Below are 13,988 nucleotides of genomic sequence, written 5' to 3' on the forward strand. Positions count from 1 at the left end.
GGCGACTTTGGCACGAGACGGCAGGTCCCGCCCTCGTCCCCGCGGCCTCTGTCGTGTCCCCCGCAACTGCGCTATTGCACCTTTGTCAGCTTGAATGCCGCAAGGATTTGCTCCCGATGACCGCGCTTTCCGACACCGAATTTCCCGTGACCCTCGACATCCGCACCGTGCCGACCCGGCCTTTCGAGGGGCAGAAGCCCGGCACCTCGGGCCTGCGCAAGAAGACCCGCGTCTTCATGCAGCCGGGGTATCTGGAGAACTTCACCCAGTCGCTGTTCGACGCGATCGGAGGGATCGCGGGCAAGGTGCTGGTGCTGGGGGGCGACGGGCGCTTCTTCAACGACCGCGCGATCCAGGTCATCATGCGCATGGCCGCAGCCAATGGCGCGGCGCGGGTGATCGTGGGGCAGGGGGGAATCCTTTCCACCCCCGCCGCCTCGAACCTGATCCGCATCCGCCGCGCTGATGGCGGGATCGTCCTGTCGGCCAGCCACAACCCCGGCGGGGAGGATGAGGACTTCGGCATGAAGTTCAACGGACCGAATGGCGGTCCCGCGCCTGAAAGCGTCACCGACGCGATTTTCGCGCGGACGGGCGAGATCGCGGAATACCGCACGCTCGACACGCCCGACGTTGATCTCTCGGCTTTGGGTGAGCGTCAACTGGGCGGAATGGCGGTCGAGGTGATCGACCCCGTGGCCGACTATTCCGCGCTGATGGAGCGGCTGTTCGACTTCGGTGCGATCCGGTCGCTCTTCGCATCGGGCTTTTCCATGCGCTTCGACGCCATGCACGCGGTCACGGGGCCTTACGCGCGCGAGATCATCGAGCGCCGCCTGGGCGCCGCGCCGGGAACCGTCGTCAATGCCGTGCCGCAACCCGATTTCGGCGGCGGCCATCCCGACCCGAACCCGGTCTGGGCGAAGGAACTCGTCGATCTGATGATGGGAGCGGATGCCTCGGACTTCGCCGCCGCTTCGGACGGGGACGGGGACCGCAACATGATCCTGGGCCGCGGGATCTATGTCACGCCCTCGGACAGCCTTGCGGTGCTGGCCGCGAACGCGCATCTCGCGCCTGCCTATGCGAAGGGCATCAGCGGGATCGCACGGTCGATGCCGACCAGCCGCGCCGCCGACCGGGTGGCCGAGGCCCTGGGCATCGAGATGCACGAGACGCCGACCGGCTGGAAGTTCTTTGGCAATCTGCTGGACGCCGGCCGCGTCACCATCTGCGGCGAGGAAAGCGCAGGCACCGGCTCGGACCATGTCCGCGAAAAGGACGGGCTCTGGGCGGTGCTGCTGTGGCTGAACATCCTGGCCGTCCGCCGGCAGTCGGTGGCCGAGATCATGAGGGCGCATTGGGCCGAGTACGGGCGCAACTATTACAGCCGCCACGATTACGAAGCGGTGGCCTCGGATCGCGCCAATGCTCTGGTGGACCGGCTGCGGGGGATGCTGGACACGCTGCCGGGGCAGACCGTCGGGCAGCTTCGGGTGCAGGCGGCGGATGACTTCGCCTATCTCGACCCGGTGGATGGCTCGACTTCGGCCCGTCAGGGCATCCGCGTGATGTTCGAGGATGGCAGCCGCGTCGTGCTGCGCCTGTCGGGAACGGGGACCGAGGGCGCGACCCTGCGCGTCTATCTGGAACGCTATGCCGGCGCGGGCCAGCCGCATGACCTTGACCCGGAAACGGCGCTGGCCCCCGTGATCGCGGCGGCCGAGGAACTGGCGCTGATCCGCGAGCATACCGGCCGCGACCGGCCCGACGTCACCACCTGAGCAAGGGGGCGATCCTCAAAGGTCGAGGATCGCCTTGATCACCCCCGCCTCGGGCCGCGACCATTCGCCGAACAGCTCCACCGCGTCGGCCAGTTGCCCGCGGTGGGTGTTCAGCGCCCGCGTCGGGACGCGGCCGGCCTGCATCTGGCAGACAACCTCGGCGAAGTCGTCGGCCTGGGCATTACGGCTGGCCAGCAGCGTGGCCTCACGCTTGTGGAACTCGGGGTCCGAGAAGGAGATGCGGTCGCGCACGACCGACAGCAGGACATAGCGCGCGCCGTGGGCGAGGAAGCCGAAGCCGCGCTCAATCGGGGGCGCGGCGCCGGTGGCGTCCACAACCACGTCGAACCAGTCTGACCCGGTGAGGCTGCGGGCGTTATCCTCGGCATCCGCATCGGCCAGCAGGACGGCGTCCGCGCCCAAGCGGTCGCGGGCAAAGGCAAGGCGATCCTCGCGGGTGTCCATCACCGTCACCCCGGCGCCGCGCGCCTTGGCGAACAGCAGCGCCGCCATGCCGATGGGTCCGGCGCCGGTCACAAGCACGCGGTCGCGGGCGGTGACGCCGCCGCGTCTGATGCCATGGGCGCCGATGGCAAGAAACTCGATCATCGCGGCATCCGCCAAGGGGATGTCGCCGGTCGGGATCACGTTGGGTTCGGGGACCGAGACGAGCTCGGCCATGCCGCCGTCGCAATGGACGCCCAGCACGCGGATGTTGCAGCAGGCGTTGGTCAGCCCGATCCGGCAGGCCTGGCAGGTGCCGCAGGACAGGTAGGGGACGATGTAGACCGAATCGCCCGGCTTCAGCACGCTGCCGGGCGGGGCTTCCTCAACGGTGCCCGACAGTTCGTGCCCCATGACGCGAGGGTATTCGAGGAAGGGGTGCTTGCCGCCGAAGATGTGGAAGTCCGTGCCGCAGATGCCGACGTGGCGGATGCGGACCAGAACTTCGCCACTTGCGCGCACGGGTTCGGGCCGTTCGGCAAGGCTCAGGCGGCCGGGTTCGTCGCAGACAAGGGCTTTCATGGCGTGGCTCCGGCTGGCTGGGTGCGCGCGAGGTCGGCGCGGATCGCGTCGTCGACGGGGGCGCGCCATTCGGCATTGATGGCGAGGATCGCGGGAAACAGCGCCTCCAGCGCCAGGAAAGGGGTCGAGGGCTGGTCGCCGGTCATGGTTTCGGCGGCCGCCATCAGTTCGTCCCGGTGCGGGTCATCTGCGCACCCAGCCTCATCCGGCGAAGCTCAGCTGGACCTTGCAGGCGAGGCTGCGGTCCGAGGCGAGATCAAAGGCCTCGGCCGCGCGTTCCAGCGGCAGGGAGTGGCTGATGATCGGGCGCACGTCGATGGCGCGCTGGCCTATCAGGCGTACGGCCTCGGCAAACTCGGGGTGGAAGCGCTGAGAGCCGCGCCAGGTGATTTCCTTCCCGACCAGCGCGTTCAGCGGGATCGTGACATCCCCGGTCACGCCGACCTGCACCAGCGTGCCGCGCGGGCGCAGCGCGGCGAATGCGTTGCGCAGCGCGGATCCGGCGGCCGAGCAGTCGAAGGCGATGTCGATCTGGCCCTTGTCCCTTGTCAGCGGCGCCAGCGCGTCCGCGTCGGTTGCCACGTTGATCGCCTGGCTGGCGCCCATCTCGCGCGCACGCTCCAGCGCCGCGTCGGTCAGGTCGGTGACGGTGATGTCGGTGGCGCCCGCATGGCGCGCGGCGGCCAGCACCAGAAGCCCGATGGGACCCGCGCCGGTGATCAGGACGCGCTTGCCTGCGAGCCCACCCGCCTGTGCCGCGGCATGAAGGCAGACGGCCAGCGGCTCGGCGCAGGCCGCCTCAGCCGGAGTAATCGTGTCGGGAAAGGCGTGGACCTGCGCGGCAGGGACCACCAGCAGGTCGCGGAACATCCCCTGTTCATGCGGCAGGCGCATGGCGCTGCCCATGAAGCGCATGGACAGGCAGTGGATCGGCTGGCCCGCACGGCAGTATTCGCAATCGCCGCAGGGCTGCGAGGGGCTGACGGCGACCAGCGTGCCGGGTGCCGGACCCTTTACGCCTTCCCCCAGAGCCGCGACCCGGCCCGAGGCCTCGTGCCCCGAGATGATCGGCTCGCGCACCCGCACGGGGCCGAAGCCGCCGTCGTGGTAGTAATGCAGGTCCGACCCGCAGATCCCGCCCGCGGCCATGCGCAGCAGGACCTCGCCCGGGCCGGGGGCGGGGACCTCGTCCTCCTCGACCCGCAGGTCGTGGGCGGCGTACAGGCGGGCGACGCGGCTGCGCATGGGGTTCCCTTTCATCGGATCAGGCCGAGTTGCGTCGGCAGCCACAGGGTGATCGCCGGAATGAAGGTGATCAGCAGCAGCGCCACGAACAGCGGGATCATCCAGGGCAGGATCGCCAGCGCCGTCCGTTCCACCGACATCTTGGCGATTCGCGACAGCACGAACAGCACCATCCCCACCGGCGGCGTCAGCAGCCCGATCATCAGGTTCAGCGTCAGGATCAGTCCCAGATGCACCGGGTCGATGCCGTAGCGCGCGGCCACCGGCATCAGGATCGGCACCAGGATCGAGATCGCGGCGATCGTGTCCAGGAACGCCCCCACGATCAGCAGCAGGATGTTGACCACGATCAGGAAGGTCCACCAATTGTCCGTCAGCCCGAACATGAAGTCGGAAAACAGCTGCGCCGCCTGGCTGACCGTCAGCAGCCAGGCGAAGATCGAGGCGGCGGTGACGATGAACAGCACCGAGGCGGTCGTCTCGATCGTGTCGAAGGACGCCTTGGCCAGCGTGCGGAAGGTCATGGTGCGATAGCGCACGAGCCCCAAGAACAGCGACCACAGGACGGCGGCGACGGCGGCCTCGGTGGGCGTGAACCAGCCCATGGTCATGCCGCCGATCAGCAGCACCGGCGCCATCAGGGCCATGACCGCGTGCCAGTCGAAATACCAGTCCAGCGCGATCAGCGCGCCCAGCGCCAGAAAGACGGCGATGTTGATCGACAGGCCCGCCTGGATCAGCAGCCAGACCGACAGCGGGAAGCAGAGGACGATCACGACCTCGAGGAAGGCGCCCAGCAGTTCGCGCAGGTCGAAGGGCGTGTCCGAGCCCCAGCCGTAGCGGCGGGCGAAGATCCAGACCGTCAGCATCATCAGCGAGGTCATCACGATACCCGGGATGATGCCCGCCATGAACAGCGCCCCAATCGAGGCATTGGCCATCATTCCGTAGATCACGAAGGGCAGGGACGGCGGGAAGATCGGCCCCAGCGTGGCCGAGGCGGCGGTGACGCCCACGGCGGCCTCGACCGGGTAGCCGTGGTCCTTCATCGCCTTGATCTCGATGGTGCCGATGCCGGCGGCGTCGGCCAGCGCGGTTCCCGACATCCCCGAGAAGACGACCGAGCCGATGATGTTGACCTGCGCGAGGCCCCCCTTCATCCAGCCGACCAGCGACAGGGCGAAGTGATAGATGCGGCCGGTCACGCCCGCGATGTTCATCAGGTTGCCCGCCAGGATGAAGAAGGGCACGGCGATCAGCGGAAAGCTTTCGACGCCCGCGATCATCCGCTGGGCCGCGATGATGTCGGGGGCCACGTCGTAGATGCCGAGGTAAAGCAGCGAGGCCGCAGCCATCGCCACCGCGACGGGCGCGCCGATGACCATCAGCAGCAGAAAGGAACCGATCAGCAGCAGCATGGGTCAGACTCCGGTGGGGCCAAGGTCTTCGGCCTGCTCGCGTACGGTGCGGCGGCTGCGAAGGTCGCGGGCAAAGTTCTGCAATGCGCGCAGCGTCATCAGGACGAAGCCCGCAAGGACGGAATAGAAGACAAGGCCGCGCGGCAGGTCGACCGTCACCATCCGCTCGGAGCCGACAATCCCGACATAGCGCCACAGAAGCCAAGACATGTAGGCGAAGAAGACGATCGAGATCAGGTCCACGATCACCTGCAGCACGCGGCGCACAGGGCGGCTGAGAAAGCGGTAAAGCAGGTCCACCGCGATGTGGCGACCCAGCCGCACACACATGGCCGCGCCCACGAAGACGATGACGACCAGCAGGTTGGCCGCGATCTCCTCGGTCCAGGCAAGGCTGTTGTTCAGCGCGTAGCGGGTGAAGAACTGCAGGAAGACGCAGAGCGCCATGCCCCAGAACAGCGCCAGCACCAGCCAGTCCTCGACGGCGTAGATGGACAGGTCCACCTCATGGGCCTCGTCGTCCTCGAAGGCATGCGCCATCTCTTCCACGCTGATCGGCGTGACGGGGTCATGGGTCATCGGCCGCAACCTTGGATTTTGGGGAAAGGTGGGGGCCGGCGCCCCCCAGGGCACCGGCACGGGCTTGGGCTTACTGCAGGGCGCGGATCGCGTCGTAGTCGGCCTGTTCGTAGCCGAAGTCCGACAGCGGCACCTTGTCCAGCACGGCGCGCTCGAAGTCGGCGCGGTCAGGCTCGGTCACGGTCAGCCCGCGCGAACGGAAGTCCTCGACCAGCGCCGCCTCGCGTTCCTCGACGATGCGGGTGCCCCGCTCGGCGGCTTCCAGCATGACCTCGGTGAAGATCTGCTTGTCCTCGTCCGAAAGCTGCGACCAAACGTTCTTCGACACGATCGTGTTCAGCGCATCGACGATGTGGCCCGTCAGCGAGATATGCGATTGCACCTCGTAGAACTTCTTGGCGTCGATGGCGGTCAGCGGGTTTTCCTGCGCCTCGACCGTGCCGTTCTGCAGCGCCAGGTAGACCTCGGCAAAGGCGATGGGCGTGGTGTTGGCGCCGCAGGCGCGGGGCATCGCCAGATAGGCGGGCACGTCCGGCACGCGCATCTTCAGGCCCTGCATGTCGGCGCAGGCCTTGATGTCCTTGTTCGCCGTCGTGTGCCGCGTGCCGTAATAGGTCATGGCGGTGATGTGGTTGCCGGTGGCTTCCTCGTAGCCCTGCGCCAGCTGCTTGAAGACATCGCTTTTCGCGTAAGACAGCAGGTGCGAGGGGTCGCGGAAGATGTAGGGATAATAGCTGATCCCGATACGCGGATAGTCGCGGGCCGCGTAGCTGGCCCCCGAGATGATGATGTCCACCGTCCCGAGCTTGAGTCCCTGGTTCAGGTCGGTTTCCTTGCCCAGCTGCGAGGCCGGAAAGACGTCGATCTTGTAGCGTCCCTCGGTGCGCTTGGCGATTTCCTCGGCGGCCCAGACGGATTCGGTGTGGAACGGCTCGGACGCCTCGTAGACATGGGCCCATTTCAGCGTGGTCTGCGCCTGCGCGGCCACCGTGCCGGCCATGATGAAGGCGGCCGCACCCAGCCACCCGCGGATCGTGAACGTCATGCTTTTCCTCCCGTTTGCATGCGGTCGTCATTGGCCCCGGCCGCAGGCGGCGGGGGCAAGGCGGTCATGCGGCGTCGGCCGCGAAGGCGCCGCAGAAGCGGCGCTGGGATTCGGTCAGGTGATGGCGCATTGCCTCGCGTGCGGCGCCCGTGTCACCGGCCGCGATGGCGTCACGGATCGCGCCATGTTCCGCCAGCGCCAGCCGCCAGGTGCCCGGTCCCTCGAAATGGGCGGCCAGGCGGCTGAAGAAGGGCGACAGCCGGAGCCGGTAGATGTCGGCCGTCATGTCGGCCAGCAGGCCGTTGCCCGTTCCCATTGCCACCGCGATGTGGAACGCCCCGTCCAGATCCAGCGAGCGCGCGGGATCGCCCGTTGCCTCGGCCATCCGGGACAGGATGCGGTCCATCGCGGCCACGGCCTTGGGGTCGCAGCGCCGCGCGGCTTCCTCGGCGATGGCGCTTTCGACGATGGCGCGGGCCTGCAGCACCTCGAAGGGGCTTTCGCCCTCGATCGCCCCGGCCCGAGGGCAGGCGCCGACATAGATGCCCGAGCCCATGCGGATCTCGAGCCGCCCCTCGACCTCAAGCGCGATCAGCGCCTCGCGCAGCGAGGGGCGCGAGACACCGAAGCGTTCCGCCAGGTCGCGCTCGGCCGGCAGGCGGTCGCCGGGCGCAAGCCCGTTGTCGGCCACCAGATCCAGAATCTGGTCGGCGATCACCCGATAAGGCCGGCGCGGCTTGTCGCCCTGCAAGGCTGCTTCTCCTCTTCCCTGCTCCCGGGCCGCGCTCCTCTCGCGGTGATCCGGGCAAGTGGTCAGACCACTTCTGGCATTAGCCGCAGCGGTGCCGGACCGGTCAAGCGATTTCTTCGCCCCTCACCTTTGGGTCGCCGCAGGCAGGGGCAGGCCGAAGCGCGCGGCAATCTCGGCAAAAGCGGTTTCGGTCGCGGGGTCGAGGGCCACGCCCTCCTGCCGCCGCTCGGCCGCGACGCGCCATTCGCGGTCGCCCGGCGCCATGACGCGGCTGCCCGCGACGGGGCGCGAGCTGCGCAGCGTGTCCAGGTAGCGGCGCATTCCCGCGTCGAAGCTCCCGCGGTCCAGGAAGGCGTCAGGGTTCAGCGCCAGCACGAAGGCGCCCAGGTGGCGCGGCGTGCTGAAATCCGGCCCCTCCATCGAGGGGATGTCGAAGCTGAGCTTCATGCCCGTCAGCACCGCGCTCAGGATCTCGGCCACGCCCGCCAGCGCGGCGCCCTTGAAGCCGAACTCACCTCCCAGCGGCGCCAGCATCTCGGCCTGCATGGCGTCGCGCGTGTCGTGCCCGCTTGTGTCCGAGGCCACGCCCTGCGGCAGTTCGATCCCCAGGCTGCGATACAGCAGCACGCGGTTGTAGGGGATGGCGCTGGTTGCCATGTCCAGCACCCACGGCTCTTCGCCCGCGACGGGCACGCCCACGGCGATGGGGTTCGTGCCATGGATGCGCGCGGCCCCGTCGTGCAGCCGCACAAGGCTGTCCGAATTGCAGAAGGCCATGCCGATGAAGCCCTGCCGCGCCGCCGCCAGCGCATAGGCGCCCGCCGGCCCGAAATGCGAGCTGTTGCGGACTGCAACCGCGCCGAGGCCGAACTGCCGGGCCAGTTCGACAGCCCGGTCCATGCCGTGGAAGGCCCCGACCGCGCCCTGGGCGTGATCGGCGTCGATCACCTCGACCGCACCGAAGCCGCCGGTCTTGCGCAGCTGCGGATTGCGGTTCAGCCGCCCGCCTTCCAGCGCGCGCAGGTAATGCGGCAGCAGGCGGACGCCGTGGCTGTCCACACCCAGCTCGGTCGCGTGCATCATGCCGCGGGTCGCCGCGTCTGCCGTCTGCTCATCCGCGCCCACCGCCCGGAAGGCCTCTCGGCAGAAGCGGTCCAGTTCGGCCAGGGGCAGCTTCGGTCGCGGCGTTTCGGCGGTCATGGGGATGGTCCTTGCCAGTTTTCTGCATACACTGTTCACCACGTCATGCTCGCTGGCAATGGCCGAGGCGTGCTATTCCACAAAAGGCCCCCTTGGGCGCAGGATGACGGAGAGTGCCTTGCCCGGAGCATCGCCCAGCCCCACGCATCTGTGGCAGGCCGCCGCCGAGGCGCTGGCCGACGAGATCGCGCGCGGCGTCCTGCCGCCGGGCACGGCTCTCAGCCCCACAGCGGTCGCGCGCCGATTTGGAGTCAGCCGCACGCCCGCGCGCCGCGCATTGGACCGGCTGCGCGAGGCCGGGCTGATCGAAGGCGAGGCTGTGGCCCCCGTGGAAGGCGCCCCCCGCGCCCCCCGGACCCCCGCGCCCCGGCAACTGACCGTTCCTGCGGGATGGGAGCGGCTTTATCCCGACATCGAGCTTGCCATCATGTCCCGCACGCCCTTGGGCGGCTGGCGGGTGAACGAGGCTGAACTGGCCCGCCACCACGGCGTCAGCCGCACCGTCGCGCGCGAGGTGGTGGCCCGGCTGCACCAGCGCGGCATCCTGCGCAAGGACGGTTCGGGCCGCTGGATCGCGCCGGGGCTGACGCCCGACTACACCGACGAGCTTTACGAGCTGCGCTGGGTGCTCGAACCCGTGGCGCTGGAAAAGGCCGCGCCCCGCCTGCCGCCGGGCTATCTCGCCGGGCTGAAGGACGACCTGCAGGCCGCGATGGCCGAAGGCGCGCTGCGCGACAGCGCCGTGCTGGACCGGCTGGAACAGCAATTGCATGTCGATCTGCTGTCCCATTGCGCCAATGCCGCGCTGATGCAGGCGATGAACCTCGCGCAGTCGCTGCTGGTCGCCCATCACGTCCTTTACCGCTGGACGCTGGACCTGTTCGGAACCGAGCCCTTCCTGACCGAGCATCTCGAGATCGTCTCGCGGCTGGAGGGGGGCGATGTCGCGGGGGCCAGGGATGCGCTGGTCGCGCATCTGCGGATTTCGCGCCGGCGGGCGATGCTGCGGGTCGAGGCGGTCCGCGACCTGATCCAGCCCGAGCCCTTGCCCTACCTGGTGCGGCTGGAACCCGCCTGAGCCAAGACACCCGAACAGGGGCGGGGCTTCACGAAGCCGTCATCTGTCGCCATATGTTCATTCGACAGCGGCCTGCCGCCGGGGTAATCGGCGCGCGACGCAGATGGACAGAAGGAAATGGATCATGCGGATCGCGGTTCTCGGCGGTGACGGTTTCGTGGGCTGGCCCACCTCGCTGCACCTGTCCAACCTGGGCCACGAGGTCCATATTGTCGACAACCTGTCGCGCCGCTGGATCGACACGGAACTGGGCGTTCAGTCCCTGACGCCGATGGACTCGATCCAGGAACGCTGCCGCATCTGGAAGCAGGAAAGCGGCAACACGATCCACTTCCACCTGCTGAACCTCGCCAAGGAATACGAGCGGCTGAAGCAGTGGCTGTCGGACCACAAGCCCGACGCGGTGATCCATTTCGCCGAGCAGCGCGCCGCGCCCTATTCGATGAAGACGGACCGCCACAAGGTCTACACCGTCGACAACAACGTCAACGCCACCCACAACCTGCTGGCGGCCCTGGTGGAAACCGGCATCGATGCGCATCTGGTCCATCTCGGGACCATGGGCGTCTACGGCTATTCTTCGGTCGGGGCGCCGATCCCGGAGGGCTATCTGGACGTCGAGATCGACACGCCCTCGGGCAAGAAGGGGATGGAGATCCTGTACCCCACCCGCCCCGGCTCGGTCTATCACATGACGAAGAGCCTCGATCAGATCCTGTTCCAGTTCTACGCCCAGAACGACGGGCTGCGGATCACCGACCTGCACCAGGGAATCGTCTGGGGAACCCACACCGACCAGACCCGCCGGCACGAGCAGCTGATCAACCGCTTCGACTATGACGGGGACTATGGCACGGTGCTGAACCGCTTCCTGATCCAGGCGGCGATCGGTTATCCGCTGACGGTCCACGGCACGGGCGGCCAGACCCGCGCCTTCATCCACATCCAAGATTGCGTGCGCTGCATCGAGCTGGCGCTGTCGGATGCGCCCAAGGCGGGCGAGCGGGTGAAGATATTCAACCAGATGACCGAGACGCACCGCGTCCGCGACCTGGCCCATCTGGTCGCCCGGATGACCGGGGCCGAGGTTCGGATGCTGCCGAACCCGCGCAAAGAGGCCGACGAGAACGACCTGATCGTGAAGAACGACCAGTTCCTGTCGCTGGGACTGAACCCGATCACCCTGCAGGAGGGCCTGCTGGCCGAGGTCGTGGACGTGGCGAAGAAATACGCCCACCGCATCGACCGCTCGCGCGTGCCCGCCGTCTCGGCCTGGACCAAGGACATCGCCAAGCGCGTCGATCACGACCCCGAGGGCAAGAAGCTCAAGGCGGTCTGATGCAGGGACTGACGCCGGACCGCCCCGCGCGGTCCGACCGCGCCTTTGTCACGCTGGTGACAAATGCCGATTACGCGCTGGGCGCCAAGGCGCTGGTGCGGTCCATCGTGCTGTCGGGAACGCAGGCCGACATCTGCGTCCTGCACACCGACGTGGCGGAGGCGCATCTTGCGCCGCTGTCGGCCCTCGGCGCACGGCTGGTCCGCTGCGAGTTGCTGCCGACCTCGCCCGAGTTCAACGCGACTCATGCGAAGGCTGCGCTGCATGGCCGCGCCGCCTTCACCAAGGGCGAGAAGCCGCCCTTCCACACGCCCTTGGACAACTTCGCCAAGCTGCGGCTGTGGCAACTGGATTATGAGCGGGTGGTCTTCATCGACGCGGATGCACTAGTCCTGCAGAACGTGGACAAGCTGTTCGACTATCCGCAGTTCTGCGCGGCGCCGAATGTCTATGAAAGCCTCGCGGACTTTCACCGGATGAACTCGGGCGTCTTCACGGCGCGGCCCGACCCGGCGACATTCGCTGACATGCTGGCGAAGCTGGACGTGCCGGGCGTGTTCTGGCGGAGGACCGACCAGACTTTTCTGGAACACTACTTCCCCGACTGGCACGGGCTGCCGGTGTTCTTCAACATGCTGCAATATGTCTGGTTCGCCATGCCCGAACTGTGGCGCTGGCAGGACGTGAAGATCCTGCATTTCCAGTATGAGAAGCCGTGGCAGGACCACGCCAAGGCCGACCGGGTGCGCCCGCTGATCGACCTCTGGCGCGCCTATGCCGGAGACGGCCCGGTGCCGGACCCGCGCAGCCTGCCCGATCCTGCATGAGGATCGCCCTCACCGGCGCGAGCGGTCTGGTCGGGCGCTTCCTCCTGAGCGCCTTCCAAGCCGAGGGCCATCAGGTCGAGACTCTGCCCGGCTGGCGCTTGGGCCAGCCCGCGCCGCTGGAGGGCTCCGAGGCGCTGGTCCACGCCGCCTTCGCCCATGTGCCGGGCAAGTATCGCGGCGGCGAGGGCGACGATCCCGAGCGTTTCGTGGCGCTGAACCGAGACGGTTCGTTGCGGCTGTTCGAGCAGGCGAAGGCAGCGAGGGTGGGGCAAGTGGTCTTCCTGTCCTCGCGTGCGGTCTATGACGGGTTGCCCGCAGGAACGCCTCTGCCCGACGGCACCCCGGTCGCGCCTGCAAGCCTTTATGGCCGGGTGAAGGCCGAGGCCGAGGCGGGGCTTGCCGCGTTGGATGGGCCCGGCTTCGCCACGGCCAGCATCCGCGCCACCGGCATCTATGGCCCCGGCGAGGGCCACAAGTGGACCGGCCTCTTTGCCGATTACCTCGCGGGCCGTCCCATTGCGCCGCGCGTTGCCACGGAACTGCACGGCGACGATCTCGCCGCCGCGATCCTTCTGATCCTGCGGAATGGCGCACGAGGGGCTTTCAACGCCTCGGATCTGCTGATCGACCGCCATGACCTGCTGACCGAGGTGCAGCGGCTGACCGGATGCCCGCACCCGCCGCCGCCTCGCGCAGACAGTCCGGTTTCCGTGATGAGCTGCGAGCGCCTGTCTGCCCATGGCTGGCAACCCGGAGGCTGGACCAGGCTGCAGAACAACCTGCCTGCGATGCTTGCCCGCAGTTCCTGACCATCTGAAGATCAGCCAGCACCGCCCTCTGGCGCCACCCCGCCCAGCAGCGCCGTCAGCTCCTCGGCTGCCTGCGCCACCAGCGTGCCCAGCGGCGCGATCCGGTCATCCGTCAGGCGCCCTGCCGCGCCCGAGATCGAGATGGCGCAGGCGGCCTCGCCCTGCGGCGACCAGACCACGGCGGCAAGGCAGCGCATGCCGAGGTTGAACTCTTCGTCGTCCAGCGCCCAGCCGCGTGCGCGGGTGCGCTCGATGTCGGCCAGGGCCGCGTCGCGGGTGCGCAGGCTTTTCGAGGTCAGCGGCGGCAGACCGGCGCGGTCGGCCAGCGCCAGCACGTCCTCGTCGCGCCAGGTCGCCAGGATCGCCTTGCCCATGGCCGAGGAAAACACCGGCACCCGGCGACCGGGAGGGGACAGCGCCCGCCGGATTTCACGGCTTTCGACCTGGCTGACCGTCACCAGGTGATCGTCGTCCAGAATGCCGAGGTTCGCTGTCTCGCGCGTGGCGTCGCGCAGCCGCCGCAGCAGCGGCAGGGCAGGGGCCACGAAGCTGAGCCTGCGCCCATAGGCCATGCCGACCGAAAAGGCGTCGCGCCCGACGTGCCAGGCGGACGATGCGGGCTCGAACTGCGCGAAGCCCTGCTGCTCCATCGTCGTCAGCAGGCGATGCGCGGTGGACACCGGCAGCCCCGCCCCCCGCGCAAGATCGCTGAGCCGACTGCCGTCCCCCTGCGCCAGCAGCCGCAGCAGCGTCAGCGCGCGGCTGACCGACTGGACCCCGTTCTCCGCCATAGGTCTTCCTCCGTTTGCCGCATCATGGAAAAATCCGGCGGCATTGTCACCTTTGCTTCGCCCGCCTGCTATCCAACCGGCTGCACTGATGGAGGG

At 68.3% G+C, this 13,988-nt stretch carries 14 protein-coding genes; 5 read left to right on the plus strand and 9 right to left on the minus strand.

What is annotated here, in order from left to right; genetic code table 11:
* Positions 1 to 116: 116 nt before the first annotated feature.
* Entirely contained in the window at positions 117 to 1,784 is a 1,668-nt protein-coding gene (locus ACFFII_RS09740) for an alpha-D-glucose phosphate-specific phosphoglucomutase (RefSeq protein WP_377698686.1), read from the plus strand.
* A gap of 15 nt (positions 1,785 to 1,799) precedes the next feature.
* Here the strand turns inward: ACFFII_RS09740 and ACFFII_RS09745 are convergent, their stop codons facing one another.
* The 8 genes from ACFFII_RS09745 to ACFFII_RS09780 form a co-directional block, all read right to left on the minus strand.
* Positions 1,800 to 2,810 carry a zinc-binding alcohol dehydrogenase family protein gene (locus tag ACFFII_RS09745; protein ID WP_377698687.1) on the minus strand — a complete coding sequence of 337 codons (1,011 nt, stop codon included), beginning with the start codon at positions 2,808 to 2,810 and terminating at the stop codon, positions 1,800 to 1,802.
* Entirely contained in the window at positions 2,807 to 2,974 is a 168-nt protein-coding gene (locus ACFFII_RS09750) for a hypothetical protein (protein WP_377698688.1), read from the minus strand. Before ACFFII_RS09750 ends, ACFFII_RS09745 begins: the two co-directional genes overlap by 4 nt.
* Positions 2,975 to 3,011: 37 nt before the next feature.
* Positions 3,012 to 4,055, minus strand: a complete 1,044-nt coding sequence (locus ACFFII_RS09755; protein ID WP_377698689.1) for an L-idonate 5-dehydrogenase — start codon at positions 4,053 to 4,055, stop codon at positions 3,012 to 3,014.
* Between the two features lie 11 nt (positions 4,056 to 4,066).
* Entirely contained in the window at positions 4,067 to 5,473 is a 1,407-nt protein-coding gene (locus ACFFII_RS09760; RefSeq protein WP_377698690.1) for a TRAP transporter large permease, read from the minus strand.
* Between the two features lie 3 nt (positions 5,474 to 5,476).
* Positions 5,477 to 6,052 carry a TRAP transporter small permease gene (locus tag ACFFII_RS09765; protein ID WP_377698691.1) on the minus strand — a complete coding sequence of 192 codons (576 nt, stop codon included), beginning with the start codon at positions 6,050 to 6,052 and terminating at the stop codon, positions 5,477 to 5,479.
* Positions 6,053 to 6,122: 70 nt separating this feature from the next.
* Positions 6,123 to 7,097, minus strand: coding sequence for a sialic acid TRAP transporter substrate-binding protein SiaP (locus tag ACFFII_RS09770; RefSeq protein ID WP_377698692.1), 975 nt, complete (start codon positions 7,095 to 7,097; stop codon positions 6,123 to 6,125).
* Positions 7,098 to 7,161: 64 nt separating this feature from the next.
* Positions 7,162 to 7,848, minus strand: a complete 687-nt coding sequence (locus tag ACFFII_RS09775; RefSeq protein WP_090751575.1) for a FadR/GntR family transcriptional regulator — start codon at positions 7,846 to 7,848, stop codon at positions 7,162 to 7,164.
* A 123-nt stretch (positions 7,849 to 7,971) separates the two neighbouring features.
* Positions 7,972 to 9,048 (minus strand): Ldh family oxidoreductase, encoded by a 1,077-nt coding sequence (locus ACFFII_RS09780; protein ID WP_377698693.1) that lies wholly within the window; start codon positions 9,046 to 9,048, stop codon positions 7,972 to 7,974.
* Positions 9,049 to 9,166: 118 nt separating this feature from the next.
* Here ACFFII_RS09780 and ACFFII_RS09785 point away from each other — a divergent pair, with 118 nt between their 5' ends.
* From ACFFII_RS09785 to ACFFII_RS09800, 4 genes are all read left to right on the plus strand, one after another.
* Positions 9,167 to 10,126 carry a GntR family transcriptional regulator gene (locus tag ACFFII_RS09785; protein WP_377698694.1) on the plus strand — a complete coding sequence of 320 codons (960 nt, stop codon included), beginning with the start codon at positions 9,167 to 9,169 and terminating at the stop codon, positions 10,124 to 10,126.
* Positions 10,127 to 10,250: 124 nt separating this feature from the next.
* Positions 10,251 to 11,465 carry an NAD-dependent epimerase/dehydratase family protein gene (locus ACFFII_RS09790; protein ID WP_377698695.1) on the plus strand — a complete coding sequence of 405 codons (1,215 nt, stop codon included), beginning with the start codon at positions 10,251 to 10,253 and terminating at the stop codon, positions 11,463 to 11,465.
* Positions 11,465 to 12,292 carry a glycosyltransferase gene (locus tag ACFFII_RS09795; RefSeq protein WP_377698697.1) on the plus strand — a complete coding sequence of 276 codons (828 nt, stop codon included), beginning with the start codon at positions 11,465 to 11,467 and terminating at the stop codon, positions 12,290 to 12,292. The genes ACFFII_RS09790 and ACFFII_RS09795 overlap by 1 nt, the downstream gene beginning before the upstream one ends.
* Positions 12,289 to 13,101 carry an NAD-dependent epimerase/dehydratase family protein gene (locus ACFFII_RS09800; protein ID WP_377698698.1) on the plus strand — a complete coding sequence of 271 codons (813 nt, stop codon included), beginning with the start codon at positions 12,289 to 12,291 and terminating at the stop codon, positions 13,099 to 13,101. The genes ACFFII_RS09795 and ACFFII_RS09800 overlap by 4 nt, the downstream gene beginning before the upstream one ends.
* Positions 13,102 to 13,112: 11 nt before the next feature.
* Here the strand turns inward: ACFFII_RS09800 and ACFFII_RS09805 are convergent, their stop codons facing one another.
* A complete protein-coding gene (locus ACFFII_RS09805; protein ID WP_377698699.1) occupies positions 13,113 to 13,892 on the minus strand; it encodes an IclR family transcriptional regulator in 780 nt (259 codons plus the stop codon).
* Positions 13,893 to 13,988: the final 96 nt, after the last annotated feature.

The sequence above is a fragment of the Paracoccus niistensis genome (genome assembly GCF_042432925.1).
In the GTDB taxonomy this organism is placed as follows: Bacteria; Pseudomonadota; Alphaproteobacteria; order Rhodobacterales; family Rhodobacteraceae; genus Paracoccus; species Paracoccus niistensis.